A 26,123-nucleotide genomic window follows, 5' to 3' on the forward strand; every position below is an offset into this window, starting at 1 on the left:
CGCCACCCGCGTCCCCGCGCAGCACTTCACCGCGCTCGTGCCCGCAGTGACCGAAACCCGCAGCATCGACAGCACCACATTGGGCCTGTTGGCCAAATTGTCGATCCTGTCGCGGCAGAAGGTCGGCCTGCTGCCGACCGTCGTCACCACCCACGATGACATCACCCGTCTGCTGCAATCGATGGGTTTCGAGCAGGTGTTCAACATCGTCAACCACCCAGTGCCATGCCCGGAGTGCCTGGACGACCTGCCGGATCAGGATCAGTCGGAAGAGGTTGTGCGGATCAAGGTGCTGGAAGCGCACAAGATCCTCATGGGGTTGAACGATTCCAATCGTGAAGCCTTCCATGATCTGGTGAATGCCCTCGAGCGGCACTGATCCTCTGAAGTGATGTTGTCTGGGCCGGCCTCTTCGCGAGCAGGCTCGCTCCCACACTGATGCGGCGTCGATCACACATCCCCCTGTGGGAGCGAGCCTGCTCGCGAAAGCGGCCGCAAGATCACCAAGAATTTCCCAGCAGCCACAAAAAAGGGCGAACCTATCAAGGTTCGCCCTTTTTGCATTCCAGCGACTCAGATCACAGCTTGGCTTGCAGCAATGCCTCAAGCTTTTCCTGATCACGGGCAAACTGACGGATGCCTTCAGCCAGTTTCTCGGTGGCCATCGCGTCTTCGTTGGACAACCAGCGGAACTGCGCTTCGTTCAGGCTCAGACGCGCTTCACCGGCATGACCCGGCGCCAGTTTGCGCTCCAGCTTGCCGGTGTCTGCCGCCAGCTTGTCGATCAGGTCCGGGCTGATGGTCAGGCGGTCGCAGCCGGCCAGTTGTTCAATCTGGTTCAGGTTACGGAAGCTCGCACCCATCACCACGGTCTTGTAGTCATTGGCCTTGTAGTAGTTGTAGATGCGCGTAACCGACTGCACGCCCGGATCATCGGCACCGGTGTAGTCGTTGCCGTTGGCCTTTTTGTACCAGTCGTAGATGCGGCCCACGAACGGCGAGATCAGGAACACGCCAGCATCGGCGCACGCAGCAGCTTGTGCGAAGGAGAACAGCAGGGTCAGGTTGGTCTGAATGCCTTCCTTCTCCAGCACTTCGGCCGCGCGGATACCTTCCCAGGTCGAGGCGATCTTGATCAGTACGCGGTCGCGGCCAATGCCGGCCTTGTCATACAACTCGATCAGACGGTGCGCGCGTTTCAGCACGGCGTCTTTATCGAACGACAGGCGCGCATCCACTTCAGTGGAGATACGGCCTGGAATCACTTTGAGGATTTCCTGACCCACCGCGACGCCAAAACGGTCGCTGGCCAGGCCCACATCGCCCTTGCAGTCGCTGACGCAGGCATTCAGCAGCTCGGCGTAAGCAGGAATGGCCGCTGCCTTGAGCAGCAGGGAAGGGTTGGTGGTGGCGTCGACCGGCTTGACCCGGGCAATCGCTTCGAAGTCGCCGGTGTCGGCAACCACGGTGGTCATTTGTTTGAGTTGTTCCAGCTTGGAAGTCATGTGTGTGCTCTGTCCTGTGGGTTTGACGACATTACCCGAGCGCTGACAGCCACTCAAGGGCGGGTGCGTGTATCGACGGCCCATGCGGCAACAACCTGAAAACGATTGTTTGAAAGGTAGGGCGCGGTATCGATGAATACGATGCCAAAACCGCTCACAGGTTCAACGCAACTGACCTGCGTACAGATCAGTCGCGCATGGCCTACTGCGCGTTCAATTGAGTGGCGGCGGCCATTTTTGCCGGTTTCGGTTGCCCGCCCGAGGTCAGCAGGCCGAAGTTTTTCTCGCGATCGTTACTGCCCGAGTCACTGTTCTTCCATTCGTATATCGATGTCAGCGGGATGTTGAGTCTTTTTACATCGACGATGAATGCGCTGATTTTGTTGGCTTGTCCGTCATTGCCACCGTTGGAGGTGAGCGCCGAGATGCCCCATTCACTGATGACGCCGGGCAGGTGGAAGTTCTGCTGGATGAAGGCCTGCGCATTGCTGATCTGCGTGGCGGTCATGCCGTAGGGGTGATAGGAGATCGCGTTCAGGCATTTCGGGTATTCACTGACGATGCGGCTCAGCGCCACGGTTGAGGCAGAGCCTGCCGTCGGTGGCCGGGCGAAACCGTAGCCGACCCGTGGCGTCGATTGCGGTTTGTCCTGCAGCGACTTGCACACCGCGCTCATGAACGGCACGAACGTCGTGTCGAAATTACGAGTCGGCCAATAGGTTTCAAGGTCCGGCTCATTCCAGATTTCAATCGCCGCCAATTGAGCGCTGTAGGTTGTCTCCAGACCGGTCAGCACGTTGGCGAAGGATTCGCCAGCCGTTGCCAGTTCAGCGCTATTGCCTGACGCCGAGGTCAGCGGCTTGATGGCGCGCACGGTCAGCAAAACTGGCAGGCCAGCGGATTTGGCCGTTGCAAAGGCATCACTCACCTGCTTCTGATAGGCCTTGGCGCTCAGGCTATCGCTCCACACGCCGAAGCGCACAAAGCTGAATCCTGCTTCTTTGATGTGTGCGGCATCTTCGGCGGTGAAGTTCTGGATCTTCACCTGAACACCGATGGTTCTGGCGGGGAGGTTGGGGAACAGTTCACTGGCGTGAACCTGCGTCGCGGCACTGAGCGCCAGTAACACTGAAGCGCTGAGCCGTTTGAGATGGGCTGATTTCATGTCGGTTCTCCCGATGGGAATGACAACGGCGAATAGTTATCTTGTTACATGAGTTACGAAACTAACAACGACGCTTAGTGCGCGAATGTTATTAATTGTCAGGAAGTCATTATCCGAAAATCACAGTTATTTTTAGTCCGGTAATTCTGGTTGGGGCGCTTTTGGGCCTGTGGTACTTAATACGCTGTAGTAACAGGGCGAATCTATTTCTGAGTGCATGAAGATCTAGTGGGTTCATTAAAGTTCGCTCTAGATGTTGGCAGTTTGATATTACACAGGAAAGTAAACCTTGTTCAAAAAGATCCTTGTCGTCTGCGTGGGCAATATATGCCGAAGTCCGACAGCAGAACTTCTGCTGCGTAACGCGCTGGCGCCTTCAACGATCTCGGTGACCTCCGCAGGCCTCGCCGCACGTGTCGGCGAAGGCGTTGAAGCCTCGGCGCGGCAGGTGCTGGAGGATCACGGGCACAGTGCCCAGGGGTTTCAGGCGCGGCAACTGACAGCCGACATCGTCAATGAATCAGACCTGATTCTGGTCATGGAAAAACAACACGTAAATCAAGTATTGAAAATTGCCTCTCACGCGAGAGGCAAAGTGTTTTTGCTCGGCAAGTGGCAGAGCGAGCGCGAAATACAAGATCCCTATCGTCAAGGCAAGGCCGCTTTTATTCATGCCCATGCATTGATTGAAGATGCTGTCAGCTCATGGGCACAACGTCTCGCACGTTGATGAATATTCTTCAGATCAGTGAATGGTAAGAACAGACTTATGCAGTTACCGTCAGTAATCGCCAGCCGTGATAACGATCAAGACAGTATTGATCTGCTCGGCATATTCGGCAGTTTGATTGACCAGAAGTGGTTGATCGGCGCGTTCACCGGCGCCTTCATGGCCGCCGGTGTTGCCTATGCAGTGTTGGCCACGCCCGTGTACCTGGCGAACGCGCTGGTGCAGGTCGAACCGAAAAAGAACGACATGCTCGGGTTTTCCGACCTCAACAGCATGCTCGGTGGGCAATCGCCGTCGGTGACCGAAATCGGCATCATCAAGTCCCGCGCAGTGATCGGCAAAACCGTCGATGACCTGCGTCTGGATATTGATGTCACTCCCAACCGGTTCCCGGTTATTGGCGGTTTTCTCGCCCGCCGTTATCGCGGCGAAACCGAGTTAAGCGTCGCGCCGCCGCGTTTCGGCTTCAATAGCTACGCGTGGGGCGGTGAGCGTGTGGACATCGCCCGGCTCAACCTGCCGAAAGAGCTGTTGGGCAAGAAGCTTACGCTGATCGCCGGTGAGCAAAATCACTTTCAGTTGTTCGATGAGAACGACAATTTGCTGGTCGACGGCGTCACCGGCGAAGCCTTCGCTCAAGACGGCGTTGAAGGCTTGATCGCGCAGCTATCGGCCAACCCCGGCACGCGTTTCGAAGTGGTGCGTAATCCACGGATCGTGACCATCCAGAGCTACCAGGATGCGTTGGATATCACTGAACAGGGCAAAGAGTCGGGAATTATTCGTCTGGCGCTGGCCAGCTCCGATGCGCCCGAGGCGGTGAAGATCCTCAACAAGATTGCTGCACTCTACGTTGAACAGAACGTGCGACGCACCTCAGCTGAAGCGGCACAAAGCCTGGCTTTTCTGCAAAGCCAGTTACCGCAGGTCAAACGCGATCTGGCCAAGGCCAGCGATGCGCTCAACGCCTACCAGACTCACGGCAAAACCGTGAACATCTCCCTGGAAACCCAATCGGTGCTCGGTCAGTCCGTGGCGCTCGAAACGCGAATTTCCGAGCTGAAAATGCAGCAGGCGGAGATGGATCGCAAGTTCACCAAACAGCATCCGGCCTATCGCGCGTTGATGAGCCAGATCGGTGAATTGACCCAACTACAGAAGTCACTGGAAGGCAAGGTTCAGGACTTGCCGGCCACGCAACAGGAATTGCTCAATCTGACCCGCGATGTTGAAGTTGCCTCGCAGATCTACACGCAACTGTTGAACAAATCCCAAGAGCTGGACATCGTCCGGGCTGGCGCTGTCGGCAACGTACGTTTGGTGGATGCGGCGGATGTCGACCTGACCAGTCCGGTCAAACCGAAAAAACCTTTGATCGTGCTCATCGCCACGTTCCTCGGCGCCTTCCTCGGCGTGGCGCTGGTGCTGCTGCGCAAATCCCTGAGCCGTGGTCTGGAAGGGCCAGAGGCCATCGAGCAACTCGGCCTGCCGGTCTATGCGTCGATTCCCTATAGCGCACTGCAACAGGAAGAGGACGGGAAAAAAGGTCGCGCTCGCGACGGCGCCGACAAACCGGCGTACCTGTTGGCATTGCGCAACCCGACGGATCTGTCCATCGAATCGATCCGCAGCCTGCGCACCTGTCTGCACTTCGCCGGCCTGGACTCGACCAACAACCGCATCATGATTTCCGGGCCGAGCCCGCAGGTCGGCAAGACCTTCGTGTCCTCCAACCTTGCCGCCGTCATGGCGCAGAGCGGCCAGCGTGTGGTGCTGATCGATGCCGACATGCGCAAAGGGCATCTGCACAAGACCCTGAACGTACCGATCGAAAATGGTCTGTCGGACCTACTGGTCAAACGCTGCAGCGTCGAACAGGCGATCAATAAAATCGAAGGCGCCGACCTGCACTTCATCAGTCGTGGCCAGGTACCGCCCAATCCTTCCGAGCTGTTGATGCACGCCAATTTTCGCGAGCTGCTGGCGCAACTCAGCGACATGTACGACGTGGTGATCATCGATACACCGCCGCTGCTGGCCGTGACCGACGCGGCGATTGTCGGCCGTGATGCGGGCATCAGCCTGATCGTCACGCGCTTCGGGGTGAACCCGGCCAAAGAGATCGAGTTGACCATTCGCCGCTTTGCCCAGAACGGCATCGAGCTCAAAGGCGCGGTATTCAACGGCGTCGAGAAGCGCGCGTCCAGCTATTACGGCAACGGCGGCTACGGCTATTACAACTACGAATACGCGTCCGACAAGTCCTGAGTTTCAGCGGTTGTCCTTACTTTTGAAGTGGGTGAATTGTGAAGAAAATACTGCACGTGGCTGAAACGATAAAAGGTGGCGTCGCGACGGTGATCCGCACGATTTCAACGTCCCCCGAAGACGACGCTGCCAACTATCAGCTGGTCTATCTGGTCCCGCAGGATCAGGAAAAAGAACTGCACGGCATCGCACCGCAGCAGATACGTACTTTCGCCCGTACCGGGCGCAATGTGCCGTCGCTGCTACGTTTCGCCTGGCGTCTGGCCCAGGTGATGCTCAAGGAGAAACCGGACGTGGTGCATTTGCACAGCACCTTTTCCGGGGTAATCGGTCGTTGCGTGTGTGTGCTGTTGCGACCGTGGCGCAAGCCGAAAATCGTCTACTGCCCACACGCCTTTTCGTTCCTGATGGAAAGCTCGCCGACCAAGCAGAAAGTCTATGCGTGGATCGAGCGCGTGTTGCAGAAGGTCACCGACGTGATCATTTGCGTCAGCCAGTACGAACTGGATAAAGCCGCACGGTTTGGCATTGATCGCAAGCGCATGAAGCTGATCTACAACGGCATTCATCACCGCGACGATGCGGCGAAAACCCACAATCCCGAGCCTATTCACCTGCTGTTTGTTGGCCGTCTCGACTACCAGAAAGGCTTCGACGTGTTGCTCAAGGCTTACGCCAAGGTGCAGCGCAACGATCTGAAACTGACGGTGGTGGGTAGCGCTGTCAACGAGGATGCGGTCGAGTGCCCACCCATGGACTCGGTTGAATACTTGCCGTGGGTTACGCCGAGCGAAGTGCACGCGCTGTATCAAAAAGCCGATGCGCTGATCGTCCCGAGCCGTTGGGAAGGCTTTGCCATGGTGCCGCTGGAAGGCATGGCCATGGGGCTGCCGGTGATTGCCAGCAATTGCACGTCGTTACCCGAGTTGGTCACTGACGAAGTGTCCGGTTACGTCTTTCCCTCAGGTGACCATCAGGCACTCGCCGACGTGCTTTCGAAAATCCAGAAGCCACGGTTACTCGACCTCGGCAACGAAGGTCGCAGCATCGTCCGCGAGCGTTTCAGCGCTGCGTTGATGATTCGCCAGACCTACGATCTGTATCGCGCTCCCTCTTATTAAGTAGAACTCAAGCTTATGAACGTAACGATTTTGCATGGCTACAGTGCGTCCAACTCCGGTGACGGCCTGCTCGTCGATCTGGCCATTGCCCTGGTGCAGCGCAACTTTGGTGAGGACACCGCGATCAGCGTCGTGGCGTCCGATCCCGAGTCCTTCAGCTATTTGCCGCACCCGCGTTTTGACGCGCCGGTGATGGCGGCCAAAGGTTTGGGCCGGGTCAAGCAAGCCGTGTTTCTCAATCAGTCCTACGCGGGGCTTGCCGATCTGTTGAAGAAAACCGATCTGATCGTCGGCGTCGGTGGCGGCTACATGCGCTCGAAAAGCGCTTTTGAACACATCAAACTGAAACTGGGCCACGCCAAGCAACTGGAAACCGCGATCCTCAGCAAAGTGCCTTCGGTGTACCTGCCGCAGAGCATCGGCCCGTTCCACGGCGAGAGCAGCAAGATCGTCGAGCATTACGCCAGCGCCGATGCGGTGTTCGTGCGCGACAATCGCTCTTCGGCGATCTTCGATGCCTGTGAAAACGTCTACCGCGCGCCGGATCTGGCGGTGCAGTCATTGGCGAGCAAAATCCTTCTGCAACCCAAGTTCACCCGCTGCGCCTCATCGCCGGCAACGGTCTGTGTGGTGCTGCGCAAGCCGCCAGAGTGGAGCAAGGAAAAGAAAGTCGCCTACGTTGCCAACCTGAAGTTGCTGCTGCAGCGCCTGAAGAACAAAAGCAAAGTCGTCTGCGCCGTACAAAGCGCTGTGCGTGGCAACGATGACGGTGCGTTCTATCGCGAACTGGGCATCACCGAAGACCTGCTGTCGTTGAAGGCCACCATTGCTAAATATCAACCGGACCTGGTGATCTCCGTGCGCCTGCACGGGGCCATCGAGTCCTTGCTCTCCGGCGTGCCGGCGTACCACATCAGCTACGAGCGCAAAGGCTTTGGCGCCTATCAGGACATGGGTGTCGAGGACTGGGTCATCAACGGCGGCGACATCGATGTCGACACCATCATCAACACGGTTTACGCACCGAATGCACTGTCGAATTTCGGCAAGCGCCTGACCGATACCTGCCGCGAGATCGAGGCGAAAACCGTGGCCATGGACGACATCATCAAAGGGATCGTTCGATGATATTTCGGCTACTGCTTCGCGGCGGTGCGTTGGGCGCGAAGTTTTTGCTGGTGCTGGCCATCACCCATTTCCTCGGTTATGAGGCCCTGGGTTTTTACGGCGTGGTGGTCGCGGCGTCGTTGATCGCGTCGAAGTTCTACAGCGTCGGTTTCAGTTCCGAGATCAATCGGTTGATCAGTGTTGGCGGCAGTTCGCGCCGGGTTGTCGACAAGGTTCTGCTGCTGTACCTGGCGGTGGGGCTGGTGTTGTCGCTGGTGACCGTGGGGATTTATTCACTGTTCCAGCAGGTTGATGCGCCGATCGCGCTGATCGCTTGTGTGACGCTGGTGTTGCTCACCGAGCACCTGTCGTTCGAAATCAACTCGTTCGTGTTTTCCGCACAGAAAGCCACGGCGGGTGCGTTGCTGTTTTTCATCAAGACCGGCCTGTGGGCGTTGTTGGCCGTGGGCGGGATGATGCTCGGCTGGGTGTCGGGCGTCGCCAGTGTGTTGTGGCTGTGGGTCGCCGCCAACGTGCTGGTGATCATCGCGGGTTACTTGATTGTGGTGAGAGTTCATCACGGGCGAGAAGCCGGGACGCTGGCTACGGGCGCCGTGTGGAAGGCCGGGTTGCCGTTCTATCTCGGCACCGGGTTGATAGCGTTGAGTCAGTACGCCGAGCGCTTTCTGATCATCGACCTTGAACCCTACGCCAGCCTCGGTAAATACGTGTATGCGTGGTCGGCAGCCAACACCTTGCAGGCGTTGTCTTACGCGGTGGTGGCGGTGGTCGGGATTCCGGTGCTGGCCAAGCGTTTTCAGGCGGATCAACAGGCGTTCACGGTCAAGCAACTGTTCGTGAACAAGTGGGTTGCACGTTCGCTGGTGGTCTCCGCTGCCGTGGCGGTGGCGATTTATCTGTTCTTCAACATCGTGCTCGATTATGTCGCCACCAGCGTGCCGCGTCCGGATAACGCGCTGCTTGCCGTGCTGATTTTCTCCTTCGCCCTGCGTGCGATTGGCGACATCGTCTGGGGCGGGTTGATCGCTTCGAAAAACAGTCGGGTATCACTCGCCAGTGCGGCGATCTGCTTGCTGGTTTCGGTGCCGGTCAGTTACGTGCTGATCAAGCACTATTCGATCTATGGCGCGGCCTGGGGCAACGTCTTCGCGATCATTGTGCAACTCGGCGTGATTGCTCTGTTGACCCGCGTGACCGGCACGAAAAAGGCTGCCGTGTCATGGGCCTGAAGCTGCCGTGCATCGAGTTTCGTGGCAAGAAACTTGATTCGTACGTCTCGTTCCTGATCCTCTTCACCGGGTTGTTTCTGTCGGTGGCCATGCCACTGCTGATTCCCCGTGATCCCGGCCCGGATGCCATGACGTTGTGGTCGTCTTACGCCCGCGCCGACAACTGCAATTTCTGGAACCCGTTCTCGCCGGATCGCTCGTCCTACGAGTGCTCGGCATTCCTGCTGCGGCCCACCGGGATCAACCTGACCAATGCCTGGGCCTACGGCATGTTCTGCAACTTTTTCCTCACGGCGATTCCGGTGGTGGTGTTCCGGCGCATGCCGCTGGCGATCTTCGGCACCCTGTGTCTGTGGGGCATCGTGCGCTCGTTTTTCCTGGAAAACCTGACCAAGGAAATCATTGTGTCGGTGGCGGTGTTGAGCATTTTGCTCAGCTCGTTGACACGCAAATATCGCGGCGGATTTTTCCTCTCGGCGGTGATCTACGGCGTACTGATCCGGCCGTACTGGATTCTGTTTTCGCTGTCCTGGGTCGGCGTCTGCGTGATGAAGAAGTACGTGTCGCGTTTCACCTTCTTCCTGATGCTGTTCCTGTTTTACCTGGCGGTGGCCATGGCGATCCAGGTGGCGCTCGGGTTTCCGGTGTCGTCGATTCGCGCCAGCAACAACGAGTTGCGCACGGCGGGGGAGGAGGGCTCGAAGTCGTTGATCGTGTCCTGGCTCAGCGGCAGTGACTTCGTCTCGCAAGCGCTGGACTCGATGATCATCTTCTTCCGGCTGTCGTTCCCGGTGGAGCTGATTCTGCTATCGGGGCCGGGCCAGGTGATCTTTGTGGCGTTGATGATCATGACCGCGCTGTTGCTGTTCAAAGTCATCACCTCGACCGATTACAAAGGCGCGCCGATCCAGACCAAACCCAAGGAACTGATCGCGATTCCGCTGGCGTTTTTGCTGGTGCAAGGCTTGTTCGAGCCGGACTTCGGCTCTTTCGCCCGGCACTTCTCGATGGTGGTGCCGGTGCTGTTTGTCGGCCTGGGATTGATGCTGCGCGCGAACAAACCGGTGCAGGTTGAATCAAGAATTCTGAATTGAGGCAGGTGCTTTATGTCGAGCAAGAAAAAGTCCCTGGAGATCGAAACCCTGCGTGGCCTGGCGTGCCTGCTGCTGGTGCTCTATCACGTCATCGGCCCGTTGGGCGGTGGTTTGAAGATTGATCTGGGCTCGCCGTTCCGGGTGCTCGCCGACTCGATGGTGTACGTGCGCATGCCGCTGTTCACCTTCATTTCCGGCTACATCTATTCCATCTACAAAATCCGCGGTAATGACTTTTCGACGTTCTTTTCCGGCAAGGTGCGGCGGTTGATCGTGCCGCTGTTTTGCGTGGGCGTGCCGTTCTCGGTGTTGCAAGCTGTAGGGCCGGGGGTGAACAAGGATGTCGGCGTGATGGATGCGTTGTTGTCGTTCTGGGTGCCGATCAATCACTTCTGGTTCTTGCAGGCGGTGTTCATCATTTTCATGTTCGTCGGCCTGTTGGAGTGGCGCGGTCTGCTGCGCTCGGCGACCCGCTTGTATCTGCTGTTCGCGTTTGCCGCCGTGGTATTTCTGCTGCCGCCGTTCAAGTTCGACGCGTTCGGCATCAACGGCGCAATCTACCTGCTGCCGTTTTTCGTGGCGGGGATGATTGGCCAGGAAAACGTCAGCCAGTTGAAGCAGACGTTCAAGGTGATCGGCCCGTTGGTGTTTGTGTTGATCTCGCTGACGCTGTTGTATGTGGCGGCGGTGGATCGCGAGTTGATTGTTGATCGCCGCAGTCTGATCGGTCTGACCGTGGGCTGCGTGTCCTGCTTCGCGCTGCTGTCCAGTGACATGCGCTCGAAGTGGCTGACCTGGCTGGGCGGTTATTCCTATGCGATTTTCCTGTTCCATGTCTTGTTCGCGGCCACGTCGCGGTTTGTACTGGGGCGCCTGGGCGTGAAGGATGAGAGCCTGCTGGTGTTCGGTGGTGTGGCGTGCGGTTTGCTCGGGCCGGTGGTGTTGTCGATGATTTTCAGTCGGTTCAACTTTACGTCCGTGCTGTTTTTGGGGGAGCGTGCGGCGAGTAAAAAACCGCCGGCGACCATCACTCCGGTGGTGCAGGCCTGAGAATGCTAAAAGCTTCGCGAGCAGGCTCGCTCCCACACTGGATCTGTGTCTACACACGATCACTGTGGGAGCAAGCCTGCTCGCGAAGGGGCCACTACGGACTAAAGGAAATTTTGCATGTTGGTAGTTGATGACACCCGGCCAGTTGCGGCCGCGGTGGTTGAGGTGGGCGATGCGCGCGAGCGCTTTGCCCAGTGGCGCGAAGGCAAGGCCGGCAAGGTTTTGTCCGTCTCGGTAATCGGCGACAGCTACAGCGCCGGGCAGGATTTCTATCTGAACAAACTGGTGCAGCGTGTGGCCGGCGAGGTGGGTTTTGCCGGCCCCGGTTACGTCGGCTTCAACCATGGCGCGGCACTGGGCGGCACCCATTTCAAATACACCCGCAGCAGCGAAAAGTACTTTGGTGGTGGCTGGGATGTGTCCAGCCTCGGCCAGGCCAGCCCCGACAGCCGCACGGTGACGGGGCGTCCCGGCGCCTGGTTGCAGATCGATGCCAACCCGACACCCAGGATCAGCACGGCGGTCACTCAGGCGAAATTGCTCTATCTGGGCAATGGCGAGTCCAGTGAACTGCGCTATCGCTGGACGCCATCGGAAGACTGGAAGCCGTTGACGCTGGCCGGTTCCGGCGTTCAGGAAGTGCCATTGCCGGGCACGCCGACAGCGGCGGATTGGGCGTTCAAACTGGAAGTGGTGAAAGGTGCGCCGACGCTGTTCGGCGTGTGGATGAGCAATGATCAGAACGGTGTGCGGGTGTCGAAACTCGCGGCGTCCGGCGCGGCATCTGCTGACTTTTATCACAAGGATCCGCACTGGCAGACGCAGTGGAAAGCCGCCGTGTCGAAGATTCCCGCCGACGTTTACCTGATCATGCTCGGTGGCAACGATCAGGGTTTCGGGGTGAAACCCGAGGCGTATCTGCAGAACGTTCAGGGGCTGGTGGGGATGATCCGCGAGATCCAGCCGAAGGCGAGCATCAACCTGATCATGCGGCAGGACACCACGCGCTCCAGTGCGTATCCGATGTCGGCGTATGCGCAGGTTCTGCAGCCTTGGGCACACGAGCAGCATCTGGGTTACGCCAACCTGCAATGCGCCTTTGGCCCCGACGTCAAACGCTATGCTGCCGAGATGATTGGTCCGGACAAGATTCATCCGGTGCCGGCCACAGGCGGAAAGGTGATTGCCGATTATTTCTATGGCTGGATCGTGGGTGGCCACACAGGCAATTGCAGCGAAACACCTACCCGTTGATCGTTCCCACGCAGAGCGTGGGAACGATCAGGCCGCGTCAACTATTCGAAGGCCTCGACCTGATCGAGCAATTCCGTGAGCTTCTGCGGCATCAACCGCGTATCACAACGGGTTTCCACGTTGATGATGATCGCCGGGTCGTTACAGCAAATGCGCACGCGAAAGCGCCAGTCGCTAAAAATCACTTTCAGGCCATCGCGGTCGTCGATTTCCAGCGCCTGTTCGCCGTAAAGCATTTTCAGATGGGCGAGCAGGGGATAGGGATCGGCCATCGTCCGGCGAATATCGCCGGACGATGGAAACATGCCGATGCGCTCCACCAACAGGATGGTGCCCAGCCAGGACTCGTTGGCGCTGGGCAACGGCTGATGGCGTGACAGCCAACTCACCACCCCGAGGTTGCCCACCTCGCGTTCAATCTCTACGGAATGTTGTGCAATGTTCATGGTGACCTGCCTGAAGTGAAGAGTGGGCGTCGAGTGTCGGAGCCGTCTCAGCGGCCCTTGAGGTACACGTTTTCGTAGCAGAAGTTGGTCGCTTGCAGATAACCCTCGGCATCGCCGCAGTCGAAGCGCAGGCCCTTGAACTTGTAGGCCAGCACGCAACCGTTCTGCGCCTGTTTCATCAGCGCGTCGGTGATCTGGATTTCGCCGCCCTTGCCCGGCTGGGTATCGGCGATCAGGTCGAAAATGTCCGGGGTCAGGATGTAGCGGCCGATGATCGCAAGGTTCGACGGGGCGTCCTGTGGCGCCGGTTTTTCCACCATGTTGTTGACCCGGTAGATGCCGTCGGAAATCAGCTCGCCAGCGATCACACCGTACTTGTGCGTTTGATCAGCCGGGACTTCCTGGATGGCGACGATCGAGCAGCGGAATTTCTTGTACAGCTGGATCATCTGCGCGAGGACACCGTCGCCTTCCAGGTTCAGGCACAGGTCGTCGGCCAGTACTACGGCGAAGGGTTCGTCGCCGATCAATGGGCGACCGCTGAGAATGGCGTGGCCCAGGCCTTTCATTTCTACCTGACGGGTGTAGGAGAACGTGCAGGTGTCGATCAGCTCACGGGTGCCGGCGAGAAACTTCTCTTTCTCGGTGCCGCGAATCTGGTGTTCCAGTTCATAGCTGATGTCGAAATGGTCTTCCAGCGCACGCTTGCCCCGGCCTGTGACGATTGCCATGTGTTGCAGGCCGGCGTCCCGAGCTTCTTCAACGGCGTACTCGATCAACGGTTTGTTGACGATCGGCAGCATCTCTTTCGGCATTGCTTTGGTGGCCGGCAAGAAACGCGTGCCGTAGCCGGCAGCGGGGAACAAACATTTACGAATCATAAAAGTATCCTGGACAGTCATGGAACACAGCCAACGGGTGCATGCACTAACGAAGGAGTGCAAGTTTCAATAGTTATTGAACGAATGCTTTAATACCTGAGTCAGGTTGTTAATGGCAAATAGCGGAGGCGGTAAAACACGACAATGTTATGCGATGTCGGTTAGAGCGTTATTAGTTATTTTTAGTCGGTATCTGTTGATAGTGATGAGTGCACTTGCAGTGCTAATAAGTACCGGGCAATACAGTGTGACCTGCAAAAATAAATATTGCCAGTCATTGAACTAGTTTTGTTTTCGGTTGTTGTCGCCTTGTTTGTGTGGATTGCGACACATCTCCACAACAAGAGGCTTGACACGCTACTTGGCACTTATCCAATTACGGACCCGCGCTATGAACATTCTGGTAACCGGTGGCGCCGGCTATATCGGCTCGCACACCACACTTGCTTTGCTTGAAGCAGGTTATGAAGTTGTCGTGCTGGATAATCTCTGCAACAGCAGCGACGCGGCATTGCATGCGGTGGAAGCCATCTGTGGCAAGAGTGCGCTGATGATTCGCGGTGATGTCTGTGACCGGGCGCTGCTCGACCGGATTTTCCAGGAGCATGCCATTGGAGCGGTGCTGCATTTCGCCGGGCTCAAAGCCGTCGGCGAGAGTGTGCGCAAGCCGCTGGCCTACTACGAAACCAACGTCAGCGGCAGCATCACGCTGTGTCAGGCGATGGCAGCGGCGGGGGTGTTCCGGCTGGTGTTCAGCTCCTCGGCGACGGTGTATGGCGAGCCTGAGCAAATGCCGATCCGCGAGGATTTCCCGACCGGCAATCCGACCAATCCCTACGGCCAATCCAAACTGATTGTCGAAAACGTCCTGCGCGACCTGAGCCAGTCGGAGCCGCGCTGGAGCATCGCCTTGCTGCGGTACTTCAACCCGATCGGCGCGCATCACAGCGGTCAGATGGGCGAAGACCCGAACGGCATCCCCAATAATCTGGTGCCTTATATCAGCCAGGTCGCGGTGGGCAGCCTGCAAGAACTGTCGATCTTCGGCAACGATTACCCGACCGTCGACGGCACCGGCGTGCGTGACTACATCCACGTTGTGGATCTGGCGGACGGCCACCTCAAGGCTTTGCAGTCGATCACTGACCGCACCGGCATTCACACCTGGAACCTCGGCACCGGCGATGGCTACAGCGTATTGCAAGTACTGCGCGCCTTCGAGCAGGCTTGCGGGCAGCCCGTGCCGTATCGAATGATGCCGCGTCGTTCGGGGGATATTGCCGAGAGTTGGGCTGACGCTTCCAAAGCAGAGCAAGAGTTGGGCTGGAAAGCCACGCGTAGTTTGCAGGACATGGTCACCGATACTTGGCGCTGGCAATCGAACCATCCCAAGGGTTATCTCGGCTGATGTCGTTTTGATGCGAAATGTTAGTTTCGGTCAGGTGTTAGATATCGTCGGGAAAATACGCTGGAAATGCCTTTTGCAAGTCCGTAGATATAAACCTGCCGTTCGACTTTTATCAGTTGGGTAAGACTGTGAAAGAACAACGGATCTTGTTCGCATTTTTCGCGGACTTGAACTCTACCACCTCTAACACCAGTCGGTTTTTAACAGATTGAATGTTAGAAAGGAGTTGATATGAAAAAAGTGATGGCAGTTGCCCTGTTGACGATGTTGAGCAACTGGGCTGCCGCAGCTGAAGCACCGCTGACGGCGGTGACCAATGTAGGTGGCAGTGTGGCGGCTTCTCAAGCGCCTGCAGCCAGTACTGCAATGGTTGCCAGTGCAGTAGCGGCGTCCAACAGCGGTGGCAGTGCCAACGGCGGTACCACCGGCACCACAGGTACCACCGGTACAACCGGCACGCATAACTAACAGAAGTTTTGTTAGTGCAGTACAGGGTCGCCCGACGCAAGTCGGGTGACTTCTTTTTAGATTCGCCCTTGAATAGCGTAGTGCCATTATGACTCGTAGTTTTTCTCTTTTGATGTTGGCAAGTTTCGCTTTACAAGGTTGCATGTTTTCCCCGGGCCAATACCTGAGTACCAGTGACATCACCCGCCAAGGGGCCAGTGAAAGCAGCCGGGTCGAGCTGATCCCGATCACCCCCAAGCTGATTTCCACCACCCGCGCCACGTACAAGCGTGAGCCAGTGCCGGCGGAGCTGTTGGCGACCCCGGCCGAGTACCGCATCGGCAACAATGATGTCTTGTACATCACGGTCTGGGATCACCCTGAGCTGACAGCCCCGTCCGGCGCGCAACAACAGATCGATGCCAACGGTCGACTGGTGCGCTCCGACGGCACGCTGTATTACCCGTTCATCAAGGAGGTCCAGGCCGCCGGCCGGACCATCCAGCAACTGCGCGCTGACATCGAACAACGGCTGTCGGCGTTCATCGCCGAACCGCAGGTGGATGTCGCGGTGCTGCGTTTCGCCAGTCAGAAAGTCGTGGTCACCGGCGCGGTGGCCAAGGGCGGCCCGCAAGCGATTTCGACCAATCCGCTGAGCGTGGTCGAAGCCCTCGGTTCCGCCGGTATCGATACCAACAATGCTGACTTGTCGGGCCTGACGCTGACGCGCAACGGCCGGGTTTATCCGCTGAATCTCGACTCGCTCAATCAGCAGGATTCCGAGTTGCAGGGCGTCTACCTCAAGGGGGGCGACCAGCTGTATCTGCCGTACAACGACAACAAGCGCATTTACGTCATGGGCGAGGTCAACCAGCCGCGCGCATTGAGCTTCAAGACCGCCACCATGAACCTGTCGGATGTGCTCGGCTCGGTCGGCGGCTTGAGCCAGACCACCTCCAACGGCAACGCGGTGTACGTCATCCGTGGCGTGGAAAACCTCGACGTCGAGCCGGCGAAGATCTACCAGTTGAACGCCGAATCGCCGACCGCCATGGCCCTCGCCACGCACTTCGAAGTCCGTCCCCAGGACGTGGTCTACGTCGGGCCTGCCAACGTGACGCGCTGGAACCGCTTCATCAGCCAATTGGTGCCGTCGGCGTCGATTGTCGGGACCGGGGCTTCCGCTGCGAAGAACTGGAGCGAATACAGTAACAACAGCAAATAAGGCCGCCGACTGTGAACACGTTGAAAGTTGGCGTCTGCCTGAGTGCGGCCCTGTTGTTGTGTGGCTGCAACCCGCTGATGAGCGCTTCGTTGAACAACCTCAAGTCGGCGGTGATCGGGCCGGACGAGGTGGACGTGACCGCGGCCCAGGTGGCCGAGGTCAACTATCCGCAAATCAAACTGACCACGCCGTCCGGCTCCGGGGTGTTGGCGCTGGTGCGCGAGCGTGAAGACCTGCAGTTCTGGGTCGCCTCCGGCAAACAAGTGTTGCTGCTGCGTGATGGCCTCGCCGTGCGCAGTATCGGTCTGGGCCTGGAAGGTGATCTGGACGGCACGCGTCTGGCGGATAACTCACCGTTCAAGCAAGGCCTGCATCAAGTCGCCGATGGTTACACCACTCGGCGCTGGATCGATCTCTACAAGGGCCAGGAAGTCGGGGTGATCGTCAACAGTCGCTTCTCCCGCAAGTCCATGGACACCCTGACCATTCTCAACAAGGACTACAGCGTGCTGCGTGTCGATGAGCAGATTGACGCCCCGGCCATTGGCCTGAGTGCGACCAATCGATATTGGGTCGATCCCGTCGACGGTTTCATTGTGCAGAGCGAGCAACAGCTGACGTCGCAGTTGCGCGTGAAGATCGTGCAACTGACGCCCGCGCGCAGGCATGTCCCGTGAAGCGCTTCAGAACACTATCGGCGTGTTTGCTGTTGCTCACCAGCGTCAGCCAGGCCGCAGTCACCGTCAGCGGTGACGTCGCCAACCCCGGGCCGGTCAAGCTACCGGCGGGCGGGCGCCTGCTCGACGTGATCAACGAGGCTGTACCGAATGCCGAAGGTTATTGGCTGGCGGGTGTTTTGTTGCGGCAGTCATTGCTGGAAGAACAGGCGCGGCTCAAGGCTGGCGTGCTGTTCGATCTGGACGTGTTGCAGCGCATGGCGTTGCTCTTCGACAAACCGAGCCGTGCAGCGCTGGCACTGCGTTTGACCGAGCAAGTGCGGCAGATGCAGGTGACGGGGCGGCAGGTTGCCGATCTCGATCCGGTCGCGGTGGAAGTCGGTTTCGCGCGCAACATTCGTCTCGACGATGGCGATCGCCTGATCTACCCCAAACGCGTCGATGAGGTCGAAGTACTCGGTGCTGTCGCCGAGACCTGCCATTTGCCTTATCAGCCGCTGCTTGAAGCGCGTGAATACCTTGAAGGCTGCACGCCGCTGGACGATGCCGAGGCCGATTACCTGTGGCTGATCCAGCCCAATGGCGTGGTTCGGCGCGTCGGCATCGCACACTGGAATCGCGAGAGCGGGCACTTCCCCGTAGCCGGCAGCAAGATTCTGGTGCCGGTAAAAAATGATGATCTTGATCCGCCTGTCCCTGAGCTGAATCAGCAGTTGGCCGAATTGATTGCCACGCAGCTGGCCGAGGTGGTTCGTTGAATTTACGTTTTGCAGCTGTGTTGTTATTGCCGTGTGGTCTGGCGTATGCCGAGCCGCGCATCACTCAAAATGACTTCGGTGGCACCGGCCTGTTGCAGACACCGACCGCACGCATGGCGCCGGCCGGCGAACTGAGCGTCAACGCCAACCGCACCGAGCCTTACAGCCGCTACAGCGTGTCGCTGCAACCGCTGGACTGGCTCGAAGGTTCCTTTCGTTACACCGCGATCACCAACCGGCCGTACGGCTCCGAGGCCCTCAGCGGCAGCCAAAGCTATAAGGATAAGGCGGTCGACGCCAAAGTCCGGCTGTGGCAGGAGAGCCACTGGCTGCCCGATGTAGCCCTGGGCTTCCGAGATATCGGTGGTACGGGTTTGTTCTCCAGTGAATTCTTTGTCGCCAACAAGCGCTTCGACAATTTTGATTTCAGCGCCGGCATTGCCTGGGGTTATCTGGGCAATCGCGGCGACATCGACAACCCGTTGGGCTATGCCAGCGATCGCTTCGATACCCGGCCCGCCCTCGAAGGCACCGGTGACGTCAACTCGGGTTCGTACTTTCGCGGCAAGCCTTCGTTTTTCGGTGGCGTGAGTTACCAGACGCCCTGGGATCGGCTCAGCCTGAAACTCGAATACGAAGGCAACGACTACAAGCACGAGCCGAAGGACAACATCATCAACCAGGACTCGCCGATCAACTTCGGCGCGGTGTTCAAAGTGGCGGACTCCGTCGATGTCAGCGCAGCGTGGGAGCGCGGCAATACGGCGATGTTCGGCATCACGTTCCACACCAATTTCGCCACCCGCAAGGCACCCGCCAAGACCTACGACCCAACCCCCGAACCGTTGCCGGCGAAGATGCCGACCACGTCGATGGAGCAGGTCGACTGGGCCAACGTCTCCCAGCGTTTGCAGCAGAACGCCGGCTACAAGGTCGAGCGCATCACCCAGCGTGATTCCGAGTTGATCGTGTATGGCGAGCAGCAGCGTTACTTCCATTCGTCCAAAGCTGTCGGCCGTGCGAGCCGGATTCTGGATAACAGCGTCAACGACGACATTAACTGGTTCACCATGGTCAACAAGCGCTACGACTTGCCACTGGAAGAAACCAGCGTGCCGCGTCAGACCTTCCGCGAAGTGATCAACAACGAGGAACCGCTGCTGTCGCTGCACCGCACCACCGAGATCAATCCGGCGATGCCGCACAACGAGAAAACCCTCTACACCGAAGCGCCGCAGCACTTCAGTTATGGCGTCGGCCTGGGCTTCAAACAGAACGTCGGCGGCCCGGATGGCTTTCTCTATCAATTGAGTGCCGACGCGGACGCCGAATATCGCTTCAACCGCAACACCTGGTGGAGCGGCTTGCTCAGCGCCAACCTGATCAACAACTTCGACAAGTTCACCTACGATGCACCCAGCGGCTTGCCGCGCGTGCGTACGGATTTGCGTCAGTACCTGACCGAATCCGAGGTGACCATGCCGATGTTCCAGCTCAGCCATACCGAGCAACTGGATAAAGACTGGTACGGCATGGTTTATGGCGGTTATCTGGAGTCGATGTTTGCCGGGGTAGGGGGCGAGGTGCTGTTTCGTCCGACCGGTGAGCGCTGGTCGGTGGGCGCGGATCTGAATTACGTGCGTCAGCGTGAGTTTGATCAGGGCTTTGGTCTGCGTGATTACTCTGTGGTCACCGGGCACATCACTGGCTACACGGATTTGCCTTACGACACGCTCGCGGCCATTAGCGTCGGCCGGTATCTGGCCGGTGACTGGGGCGGCACGCTGGATATTTCCCGCGAGTTCTCCAACGGCGTGCGCTTCGGCGCCTGGGCCACCATCACCACAGCCAGCAGTGCCGAGTACGGGGAAGGTAGCTTCGACAAAGGTCTCTATCTGTCGATCCCGTTCGACGAGATGATGAGCATGTCGACCATGCGCCGCGCCAACCTGGTGTGGGCGCCACTGACCCGTGACGGTGGTGCGCGGCTCAATCGCGGTTACCAACTGCACTCGATGACCGATAGCCGCGATGACGACATGTTCTACCGCAACTTCGAGAAGATCACCGAGTAACGGCTGATCGATCGACGCTCAACCCAGTGCTATCTCTGTAGGCGCTGCGGCACGCTGCGATCTTTTGATCCTGATCCTTGAAGATCAAAAGATCGCAGCGTGCCGCAGCTCCTACATGGGTCATGTGACGAACCCCAGATCCTGGCCAACACGCGATCCCCTGTGGGAGCGAGCCTGCTCGCGATAGCGTCGGCACATTCGAAATCATCATTGACTGACTCACCGCTATCGCGAGCAGGCTCACTCCCACAGGGATATGTGTCAAACCCCAAACCCCGGCCCACCACAAATCCCTGTGGGAGCTGGCTTGCCAGCGATGACGGCGGCATATTCAACATCGATGCTGACTGGCCCACCGCTTTCGTGAGCAAGCTCACTCCCACAGGGATCTTTGGCGGCCCCAAATCCCGCGCACAAAAAAGGGGACTTTCGTCCCCTTGCGGTGTTGCCTTGCGTAATGCTGAACCTCAGTAAATATCCTTCGACAGCAACGTAAACGGTGTCTTCACCAGGATCTTCAAGTCCAGCCACAGCGACCAGCTGTTGATGTACTGCAGGTCAATCTCGACACGCTTCTGCATCTTGTCGAGGGTGTCCGTCTCACCACGGCAGCCACTGATTTGAGCCAGGCCGGTAATGCCCGGTTTAATCCGGTGACGCGCCATGTAAGCGAGGATTTTGCCCGAGTAGAAATGGTTGTGCGCGACAGCATGCGGACGTGGGCCAACCAGTGCCATGTGCCCTTGCAGCACGTTGAACAGTTGCGGCAACTCATCCAGCGAAGTGCGGCGGATGAAGCGGCCAACGGGGGTGATGCGCGAGTCGTTGCGGCTGGCCTGTTTGACGTCTTTGTCATCGTGCACACGCATCGAGCGGAACTTCCAGACCTGAATCACCTTGCCGTTCCAGCCGTGGCGATCCTGCTTGAAGAACACCGGGCCTGGCGAGTTGATCTTCACCGCCAGGGCAATGATCGCCAACACCGGACTCAACACAATGATCGCCAGCAGCGCCACGGCTTTCTCCACCAGGCTTTTGCTCAGGGCAGCGGTCGGGCGACTGGTCAGCGGGCTTTCATTCAGGTAGATCGCCGGCAGGCCGTCCACGACTTTAACCGAGTGATTGAGCAGCGTCAGGCTGTTCAAGTCCGGCACCCACACCACATCGACGTTGGCACCGAGCAAATCGACATACATCGCTTCGATTTTCGCCGCTTCCGACAGCGGCAGGGTGATGTACAAACGGCGGATGTCGTGGGCCTTGATCAGCTCAAGCAACTGTTCCTGAGCACCGACGATGCGCGGGGCATCCGACTCCAGCGAAGGCACGGTACCGTTACTGATCAAACCTACCAGTGGCAGGTTCTCGATCTGGCTCAGCTTCTTCGCCAGACCCAGCGCCAGCTCACCCGTACCAACGATCAGGGTCTTGTGCTCGCTTTTGCGTGAACGCTGATAGAACTTCGAAAACGCATGCAACGGTGCATACAACAGCGCCTGTCCGAGGAAGCCATACACCGCCCAGCTGAGAATCACCTGTCGGGAAAACAGCTCATCGGCCTTGCAGATAAACGCGATGCACGCCAGCGCCGCCATGGTCATGGACCAGCCCATGAACAGGCGACCCAACCCCGTCAGATAGTTATCGCGTTTGCGATACACACCACTGAACGTATAAGCCGGCACCGAAGCCAGTACCGCCAGCGTTGCGCACATTCGGTAGTAGAACGCGACCGTACCGGTGTGCTGCTCGGCCAGTACAAACAACAGAGCAACGATAAATCCCTGTGCCAGCGCCCATTGGCCCCAAAAGGTCAGTCCCTTGAGGCCCGTGCTTCGATTGATACTGAGAGAAAGATCCATACGATATCCCCAAAAGACGTCCATTCAGGTTTCAACAGTTGAAAGCCGAGTTGTTAGTCAGAGTTATTATTTTTGTTTTAACGAGTGTCCTGAGGTAACAACGCCGATATGCCGAACTGTCGTCAGTCAATAGACTAAATTATTGCCGGGAATGGTGTCTGACGAGTTCTAACAAGATGGCACAATGCCAACTTTTTAATAATTAAATATAAGGGTGTTAGAAAAGGTCGCAGAGAAGGGGGTGAATAATCGAAAGGGTATTTGTTACTGTTTGAGGGGTGGAGGCAGGGATTTTATTCATCAAGGGAGGTGAAGCCAAACAGAGTGCTCTTGTTGTTTTTGTAGTCGCACTGTTTTCTGTTTGATGTGTTCGCAGATATCGCTGTCTTTAAGCCACGATTTCTTGAATGAGGCAGTAGCCGCGGTTTCTTACAGCGCGGAACAGTCGCTCACCCTTACTGGCGCTTTTGAATTTTTCTTGCAGGCGACTCAGGCACATCTCCAGCCCACGATATTGCTCCGGCTCTCGGCCGATACTGAGGATCAGTTCATCGCGGCTGACTACGCGCTCTTCGTGGTGCAGCATTTTTCTGACCAGTGCAGTTTCGAGCCCGGTGAGACTGATCTCTACGTCTTCTTTGATCAATGCGCCTTGATCATTGTCGAGGTGCCAGGTCTCAGTGTAAGGAGCAGCACTGTCGAGAGCGGGAGGCGGGTTGCCGGCTTCAGCGGTTATTGCCGGAGTACTGTGAAATGGATTCGCCGATTGAGCGGCCAGCCATTCAGATTCAAGCGTGGCCAATATGCGCTGGGTGTCATGCTCAATTGCACGAGCGACATTTTTACGGGTGCCGCCTGGGTAAGTGAACTCCATCAGCACGGGGGCGGAAGAGGGCGAAGTAGCACCTTCAATAAACATTTGCGCCTGAGACGTACCAAACGAGTTGAATCGTTCGCTGGACAGAATGCTCTCAAGCTCACGCTGCGATGTTGTACTGTGAGTCACGACGACAAAATATTTTCTGGGGAGGGTTGTACTAGTTTCCATGTCTCTCTCCTTAACTGCGTACCAAAATTGGCTAAAAGGTAAATCGGCAGGCGAGCAATGACTTCCTCGGAAGTAATCGACAGGCAGGGTCTGGGCCCGAAAATGGCCCTCGATAAGTTCCACTCGTTCTGCTGCTATGTTGTTAAGTTTATTGTTATGTTGGCGCGCTCATTCAATCGCTTTGTTATTAGTAGGCGTGAAGTACAACTAGAGCTATATGGCTGCATCAGACGATCCTTCGTAAGCATGCAAAAGGGTGGCTGCCCTTGAATCAGGCAGTCGATATCAGGCCGCGCATCAGGCGATAGCCATAGCCGCGGATACTCTGAATCGCGTTTGTACCATACATGTCCTTGATTTTTCCACGCAAGCGGCTGATTGATTTCTCCAGCGCCCTTGGGTCGTAGAAATTGGTATTGAGCCCCATGATGTTGGCAATTTCATCATGGCTGAGGATGTGGTTGCCGGTTTGCGCAAACGCTTCCAGGATCTTCATTTCAGCGAAAGAGATATCCAGTTTCTTGCTGGTGCTCATCAGACAGATACGAGTAGGGTCGAGCGTCAGATTGATATCTCTTTGCCATTCTTCACTGTTGAAGAACTCGGCAAGCAACTCGGCACCTTCGTCGGAAAGGGTATTGAGCTTGATACAGAGGTCCGCCCCGGCAAGAAAATACTTGATCTTGTTGAAGGCGCCGCGACCAGTGATGACCGCACAAATGATGGGCTTCAAGTTATCGGTGCGCAGGTTCTCCACCAGCGCAAGATTGTCTTCAAGGGCTTGCGGGCTGTCGATGACAATGAAGATGGCTCGATATGAACCAGAGAGTTCATTCTGCTTATATGAGCTAGTGTACGAATTGGCATCAAGCGCCATGTCGGTGCGGACGTGCTTGGCGAGTAGCGCTCTAAAATGTTCAGCCACGCCACGGGTACGGCCCAGAGTAAGAACACCGGGTTCGTCGTTTGTCGGGCGCGGACTTCTAGTCGCCAAGTTCCCTGAGAGCATCATGCATTGACTCGAATTAGGTGCTGACATCGGGATGTTAAAGCACCGGTTCTCATCTGTGACTGACAATTGGTAACATTCGACCAGTTTTTAGACGTGGCTCCCGAGTTTTCTAACAATAATTAAGCTTTTCAGGCTTTTAGTTGATTTTTTCAGGAGTGTGAACTAGTCGTTAGATGGTGGCAATATGGAATTGTGCCACTATTTTGAACTCAATGCGACAGCTTTGTTTATGTCCTTTGGCCACTGTCTGGCCATCCAAGAGAATGTGATATTGATCACACTTTATTGGGCGCGCAACTTTTTTCTATATGAAGGCCTAAATATTTCCCGAGTAGTTCGTAGGCGGACGATTACTAACATGGCTTGAGTGTGTCTTTTGATAAGACATATTCTGCGTCGCCTAGTCAGGCAACGGGTGTCGATATACCGATTGTTTCACTTCAGATACTCAATTCCTGAGTGCAGTTTAACGGGCCGCTCGCGATGAGCGCTCTGACGGAGGATTAATGGATTTCTGGACTTTTTTCCAGGTGTTGATTTTAGGTGCGGTAGAAGGCCTGACCGAGTTCCTGCCCATCTCAAGTACGGGCCACCAGATTATCGTCGCCGACTTGCTGGAATTCGGCGGTGAACGCGCCATGGCGTTCAACATCATTATTCAGCTCGGCGCCATTCTTGCCGTGGTCTGGGAGTTCCGGCCGAAAATCTTCGAAATCGTCAAAGGCCTGCCCACCGAACGCAACGCACAACGCTTCACCCTCAACCTGTTGATCGCCTTTCTTCCGGCGGTGGTTTTGGGCGTGCTGTTCGCTGATGCGATCCATGAATACCTGTTCAACCCGATCACCGTGGCCGTCGCACTGGTCGTCGGTGGCATCGTCATGTTGTGGGCGGAACAGCGCAGCCACGTAGTGAGCGTCGATCATGTCGACGACATGCGCTGGTCTGACGCGTTGAAGATCGGTTTCGTACAATGCCTGGCGATGATTCCGGGCACTTCGCGCTCCGGCTCGACCATCATCGGTGGCCTGCTGTTCGGCCTCTCGCGCAAAGCCGCTACCGAGTTCTCGTTCTTCCTCGCCATGCCGACCATGGTCGGCGCCGCCGTGTACTCAGGCTACAAATACCGAGACCTGTTCGAACAAAGCGACCTGCCAGTCTTTGCTCTTGGTTTCGTTACGGCGTTCATCTTCGCCATGATCGCCGTGCGCGGCCTGCTCAAGTTCATCGCCAACCACAGCTACGCCGCGTTCGCCTGGTATCGGATCGCGTTTGGCTTGCTGATTCTGGCAACGTGGCAGTTTGGCTGGGTCAACTGGACGGCAGCGGCGGCAGGCTGATTACTGACTGCTGATCAACGCGGCGACGGCGAGGTCGTTTAACTCGCTGTCGGGGGATTCCTGGCGGAAGCGCTGCAAGGCCGAAGTGAAATACGCAGCTTGCAGCATGCCGTCGCTGGCGAGGTAATAACGCGCTGCTTCGATTTCTTCTACCGAATAAACACGTTTGTTCAGTCCGGAAACGTTCGACGTCCCATCAAACGAAACCAGCGTCCCGGTGAAAACCAGAAAGCCAGACATCTGCGTAGATTGAAAAGGGCCATCTTCTCCATCACCGCAGCCCTTCGCAAAATCGCAGGATGCGTAGGCGTTGGCATAAAGAGTCGAGAGTAAAGCGAGGAGGGTGAATCGCTTGAATAAAACACGGCTAAACGCGGGCATAACCTGAAGACGTCCTGTC

24 protein-coding genes are annotated in these 26,123 nt (G+C 57.2%); 16 read left to right on the plus strand and 8 right to left on the minus strand.

What is annotated here, in order from left to right; all coding sequences use genetic code 11:
- On the plus strand, window positions 1–379 hold a 379-nt coding region (locus ACIOVB_RS07270), incomplete at its 5' end, for an anti-anti-sigma factor (RefSeq protein ID WP_401266209.1).
- Between the two features lie 199 nt (window positions 380–578).
- On the opposite strand, the gene tal is transcribed toward ACIOVB_RS07270, so the two are convergent.
- Window positions 579–1,505: a transaldolase gene (tal, locus tag ACIOVB_RS07275; RefSeq protein WP_201237474.1), complete on the minus strand. Its 927-nt coding sequence runs from the start codon at window positions 1,503–1,505 to the stop codon at window positions 579–581.
- Window positions 1,506–1,707: 202 nt separating this feature from the next.
- Window positions 1,708–2,670 carry a glycosyl hydrolase family 5 gene (locus ACIOVB_RS07280; RefSeq protein WP_401266212.1) on the minus strand — a complete coding sequence of 321 codons (963 nt, stop codon included), beginning with the start codon at window positions 2,668–2,670 and terminating at the stop codon, window positions 1,708–1,710.
- Between the two features lie 289 nt (window positions 2,671–2,959).
- On the opposite strand from ACIOVB_RS07280, the gene ACIOVB_RS07285 reads away from it, so the two are divergent.
- The 8 genes from ACIOVB_RS07285 to ACIOVB_RS07320 all read left to right on the plus strand — a co-directional run bounded on the left by ACIOVB_RS07285 (window position 2,960) and on the right by ACIOVB_RS07320 (window position 12,544).
- Entirely contained in the window at window positions 2,960–3,400 is a 441-nt protein-coding gene (locus ACIOVB_RS07285; RefSeq protein ID WP_187677546.1) for a low molecular weight protein-tyrosine-phosphatase, read from the plus strand.
- Between the two features lie 39 nt (window positions 3,401–3,439).
- Window positions 3,440–5,668 (plus strand): polysaccharide biosynthesis tyrosine autokinase, encoded by a 2,229-nt coding sequence (locus tag ACIOVB_RS07290; protein WP_401266215.1) that lies wholly within the window; start codon window positions 3,440–3,442, stop codon window positions 5,666–5,668.
- A gap of 38 nt (window positions 5,669–5,706) precedes the next feature.
- Window positions 5,707–6,789: a glycosyltransferase gene (locus ACIOVB_RS07295; protein ID WP_187677548.1), complete on the plus strand. Its 1,083-nt coding sequence runs from the start codon at window positions 5,707–5,709 to the stop codon at window positions 6,787–6,789.
- Between the two features lie 15 nt (window positions 6,790–6,804).
- Window positions 6,805–7,917 carry a polysaccharide pyruvyl transferase family protein gene (locus ACIOVB_RS07300; protein ID WP_401266219.1) on the plus strand — a complete coding sequence of 371 codons (1,113 nt, stop codon included), beginning with the start codon at window positions 6,805–6,807 and terminating at the stop codon, window positions 7,915–7,917.
- Window positions 7,914–9,146 carry a polysaccharide biosynthesis C-terminal domain-containing protein gene (locus ACIOVB_RS07305; RefSeq protein ID WP_401266221.1) on the plus strand — a complete coding sequence of 411 codons (1,233 nt, stop codon included), beginning with the start codon at window positions 7,914–7,916 and terminating at the stop codon, window positions 9,144–9,146. The genes ACIOVB_RS07300 and ACIOVB_RS07305 overlap by 4 nt, the downstream gene beginning before the upstream one ends.
- The gene (locus ACIOVB_RS07310; RefSeq protein ID WP_187677551.1) at window positions 9,137–10,240 is read left to right on the plus strand and encodes a hypothetical protein; all 1,104 of its coding nucleotides are present in this window, start codon (window positions 9,137–9,139) and stop codon (window positions 10,238–10,240) included. The genes ACIOVB_RS07305 and ACIOVB_RS07310 overlap by 10 nt, the downstream gene beginning before the upstream one ends.
- A gap of 12 nt (window positions 10,241–10,252) precedes the next feature.
- The gene (locus ACIOVB_RS07315; protein WP_401266224.1) at window positions 10,253–11,290 is read left to right on the plus strand and encodes an acyltransferase family protein; all 1,038 of its coding nucleotides are present in this window, start codon (window positions 10,253–10,255) and stop codon (window positions 11,288–11,290) included.
- Window positions 11,291–11,407: 117 nt separating this feature from the next.
- Entirely contained in the window at window positions 11,408–12,544 is a 1,137-nt protein-coding gene (locus tag ACIOVB_RS07320) for an SGNH/GDSL hydrolase family protein (protein WP_401266226.1), read from the plus strand.
- Between the two features lie 41 nt (window positions 12,545–12,585).
- Here the strand turns inward: ACIOVB_RS07320 and ACIOVB_RS07325 are convergent, their stop codons facing one another.
- Both ACIOVB_RS07325 and galU read right to left on the minus strand, forming a co-directional pair.
- Window positions 12,586–12,990, minus strand: a complete 405-nt coding sequence (locus tag ACIOVB_RS07325) for a mannose-1-phosphate guanylyltransferase (protein WP_401266229.1) — start codon at window positions 12,988–12,990, stop codon at window positions 12,586–12,588.
- A 47-nt stretch (window positions 12,991–13,037) separates the two neighbouring features.
- On the minus strand, window positions 13,038–13,871 hold the full coding sequence (galU, locus tag ACIOVB_RS07330) for a UTP--glucose-1-phosphate uridylyltransferase GalU (RefSeq protein ID WP_187677555.1): 834 nt from the start codon (window positions 13,869–13,871) through the stop codon (window positions 13,038–13,040).
- 391 nt (window positions 13,872–14,262) lie between these two features.
- Between galU and galE the strand changes: the two genes are divergently transcribed.
- From galE to ACIOVB_RS07360, 6 genes are all read left to right on the plus strand, one after another.
- Window positions 14,263–15,279 (plus strand): UDP-glucose 4-epimerase GalE, encoded by a 1,017-nt coding sequence (galE, locus tag ACIOVB_RS07335; RefSeq protein WP_401266232.1) that lies wholly within the window; start codon window positions 14,263–14,265, stop codon window positions 15,277–15,279.
- Between the two features lie 231 nt (window positions 15,280–15,510).
- Window positions 15,511–15,747 (plus strand): hypothetical protein, encoded by a 237-nt coding sequence (locus ACIOVB_RS07340; RefSeq protein WP_016775457.1) that lies wholly within the window; start codon window positions 15,511–15,513, stop codon window positions 15,745–15,747.
- Between the two features lie 142 nt (window positions 15,748–15,889).
- A complete protein-coding gene (locus ACIOVB_RS07345; protein WP_401266234.1) occupies window positions 15,890–16,951 on the plus strand; it encodes a polysaccharide biosynthesis/export family protein in 1,062 nt (353 codons plus the stop codon).
- Between the two features lie 11 nt (window positions 16,952–16,962).
- Window positions 16,963–17,628: a YjbF family lipoprotein gene (locus tag ACIOVB_RS07350; RefSeq protein WP_401266236.1), complete on the plus strand. Its 666-nt coding sequence runs from the start codon at window positions 16,963–16,965 to the stop codon at window positions 17,626–17,628.
- On the plus strand, window positions 17,625–18,386 hold the full coding sequence (locus ACIOVB_RS07355) for a capsule biosynthesis GfcC family protein (RefSeq protein WP_401266238.1): 762 nt from the start codon (window positions 17,625–17,627) through the stop codon (window positions 18,384–18,386). Before ACIOVB_RS07350 ends, ACIOVB_RS07355 begins: the two co-directional genes overlap by 4 nt.
- Complete coding sequence (locus ACIOVB_RS07360) at window positions 18,383–20,461, plus strand: YjbH domain-containing protein (RefSeq protein ID WP_187677560.1); 2,079 nt, start codon at window positions 18,383–18,385, stop codon at window positions 20,459–20,461. Before ACIOVB_RS07355 ends, ACIOVB_RS07360 begins: the two co-directional genes overlap by 4 nt.
- A 467-nt stretch (window positions 20,462–20,928) precedes the next feature.
- Here ACIOVB_RS07360 and ACIOVB_RS07365 read toward each other — a convergent pair whose 3' ends face one another.
- From ACIOVB_RS07365 to ACIOVB_RS07375, 3 genes are all read right to left on the minus strand, one after another.
- Window positions 20,929–22,323: an undecaprenyl-phosphate glucose phosphotransferase gene (locus ACIOVB_RS07365; protein WP_401266241.1), complete on the minus strand. Its 1,395-nt coding sequence runs from the start codon at window positions 22,321–22,323 to the stop codon at window positions 20,929–20,931.
- 388 nt (window positions 22,324–22,711) lie between these two features.
- Window positions 22,712–23,371 carry a helix-turn-helix domain-containing protein gene (locus tag ACIOVB_RS07370; RefSeq protein WP_401266243.1) on the minus strand — a complete coding sequence of 220 codons (660 nt, stop codon included), beginning with the start codon at window positions 23,369–23,371 and terminating at the stop codon, window positions 22,712–22,714.
- A 271-nt stretch (window positions 23,372–23,642) separates the two neighbouring features.
- Window positions 23,643–24,383: a winged helix-turn-helix domain-containing protein gene (locus ACIOVB_RS07375; protein WP_401266245.1), complete on the minus strand. Its 741-nt coding sequence runs from the start codon at window positions 24,381–24,383 to the stop codon at window positions 23,643–23,645.
- A 506-nt stretch (window positions 24,384–24,889) separates the two neighbouring features.
- Between ACIOVB_RS07375 and ACIOVB_RS07380 the strand changes: the two genes are divergently transcribed.
- Window positions 24,890–25,723 carry an undecaprenyl-diphosphate phosphatase gene (locus ACIOVB_RS07380; RefSeq protein WP_187677564.1) on the plus strand — a complete coding sequence of 278 codons (834 nt, stop codon included), beginning with the start codon at window positions 24,890–24,892 and terminating at the stop codon, window positions 25,721–25,723.
- Here the strand turns inward: ACIOVB_RS07380 and ACIOVB_RS07385 are convergent, their stop codons facing one another.
- Window positions 25,724–26,104, minus strand: a complete 381-nt coding sequence (locus ACIOVB_RS07385; protein WP_401266248.1) for a DUF2388 domain-containing protein — start codon at window positions 26,102–26,104, stop codon at window positions 25,724–25,726.
- Between the last annotated feature and the right edge of the window lie 19 nt (window positions 26,105–26,123).

Origin of the sequence: Pseudomonas sp. NPDC087639 (assembly GCF_044743385.1) — a bacterium.
In the GTDB taxonomy this organism is placed as follows: domain Bacteria; phylum Pseudomonadota; class Gammaproteobacteria; order Pseudomonadales; family Pseudomonadaceae; genus Aquipseudomonas.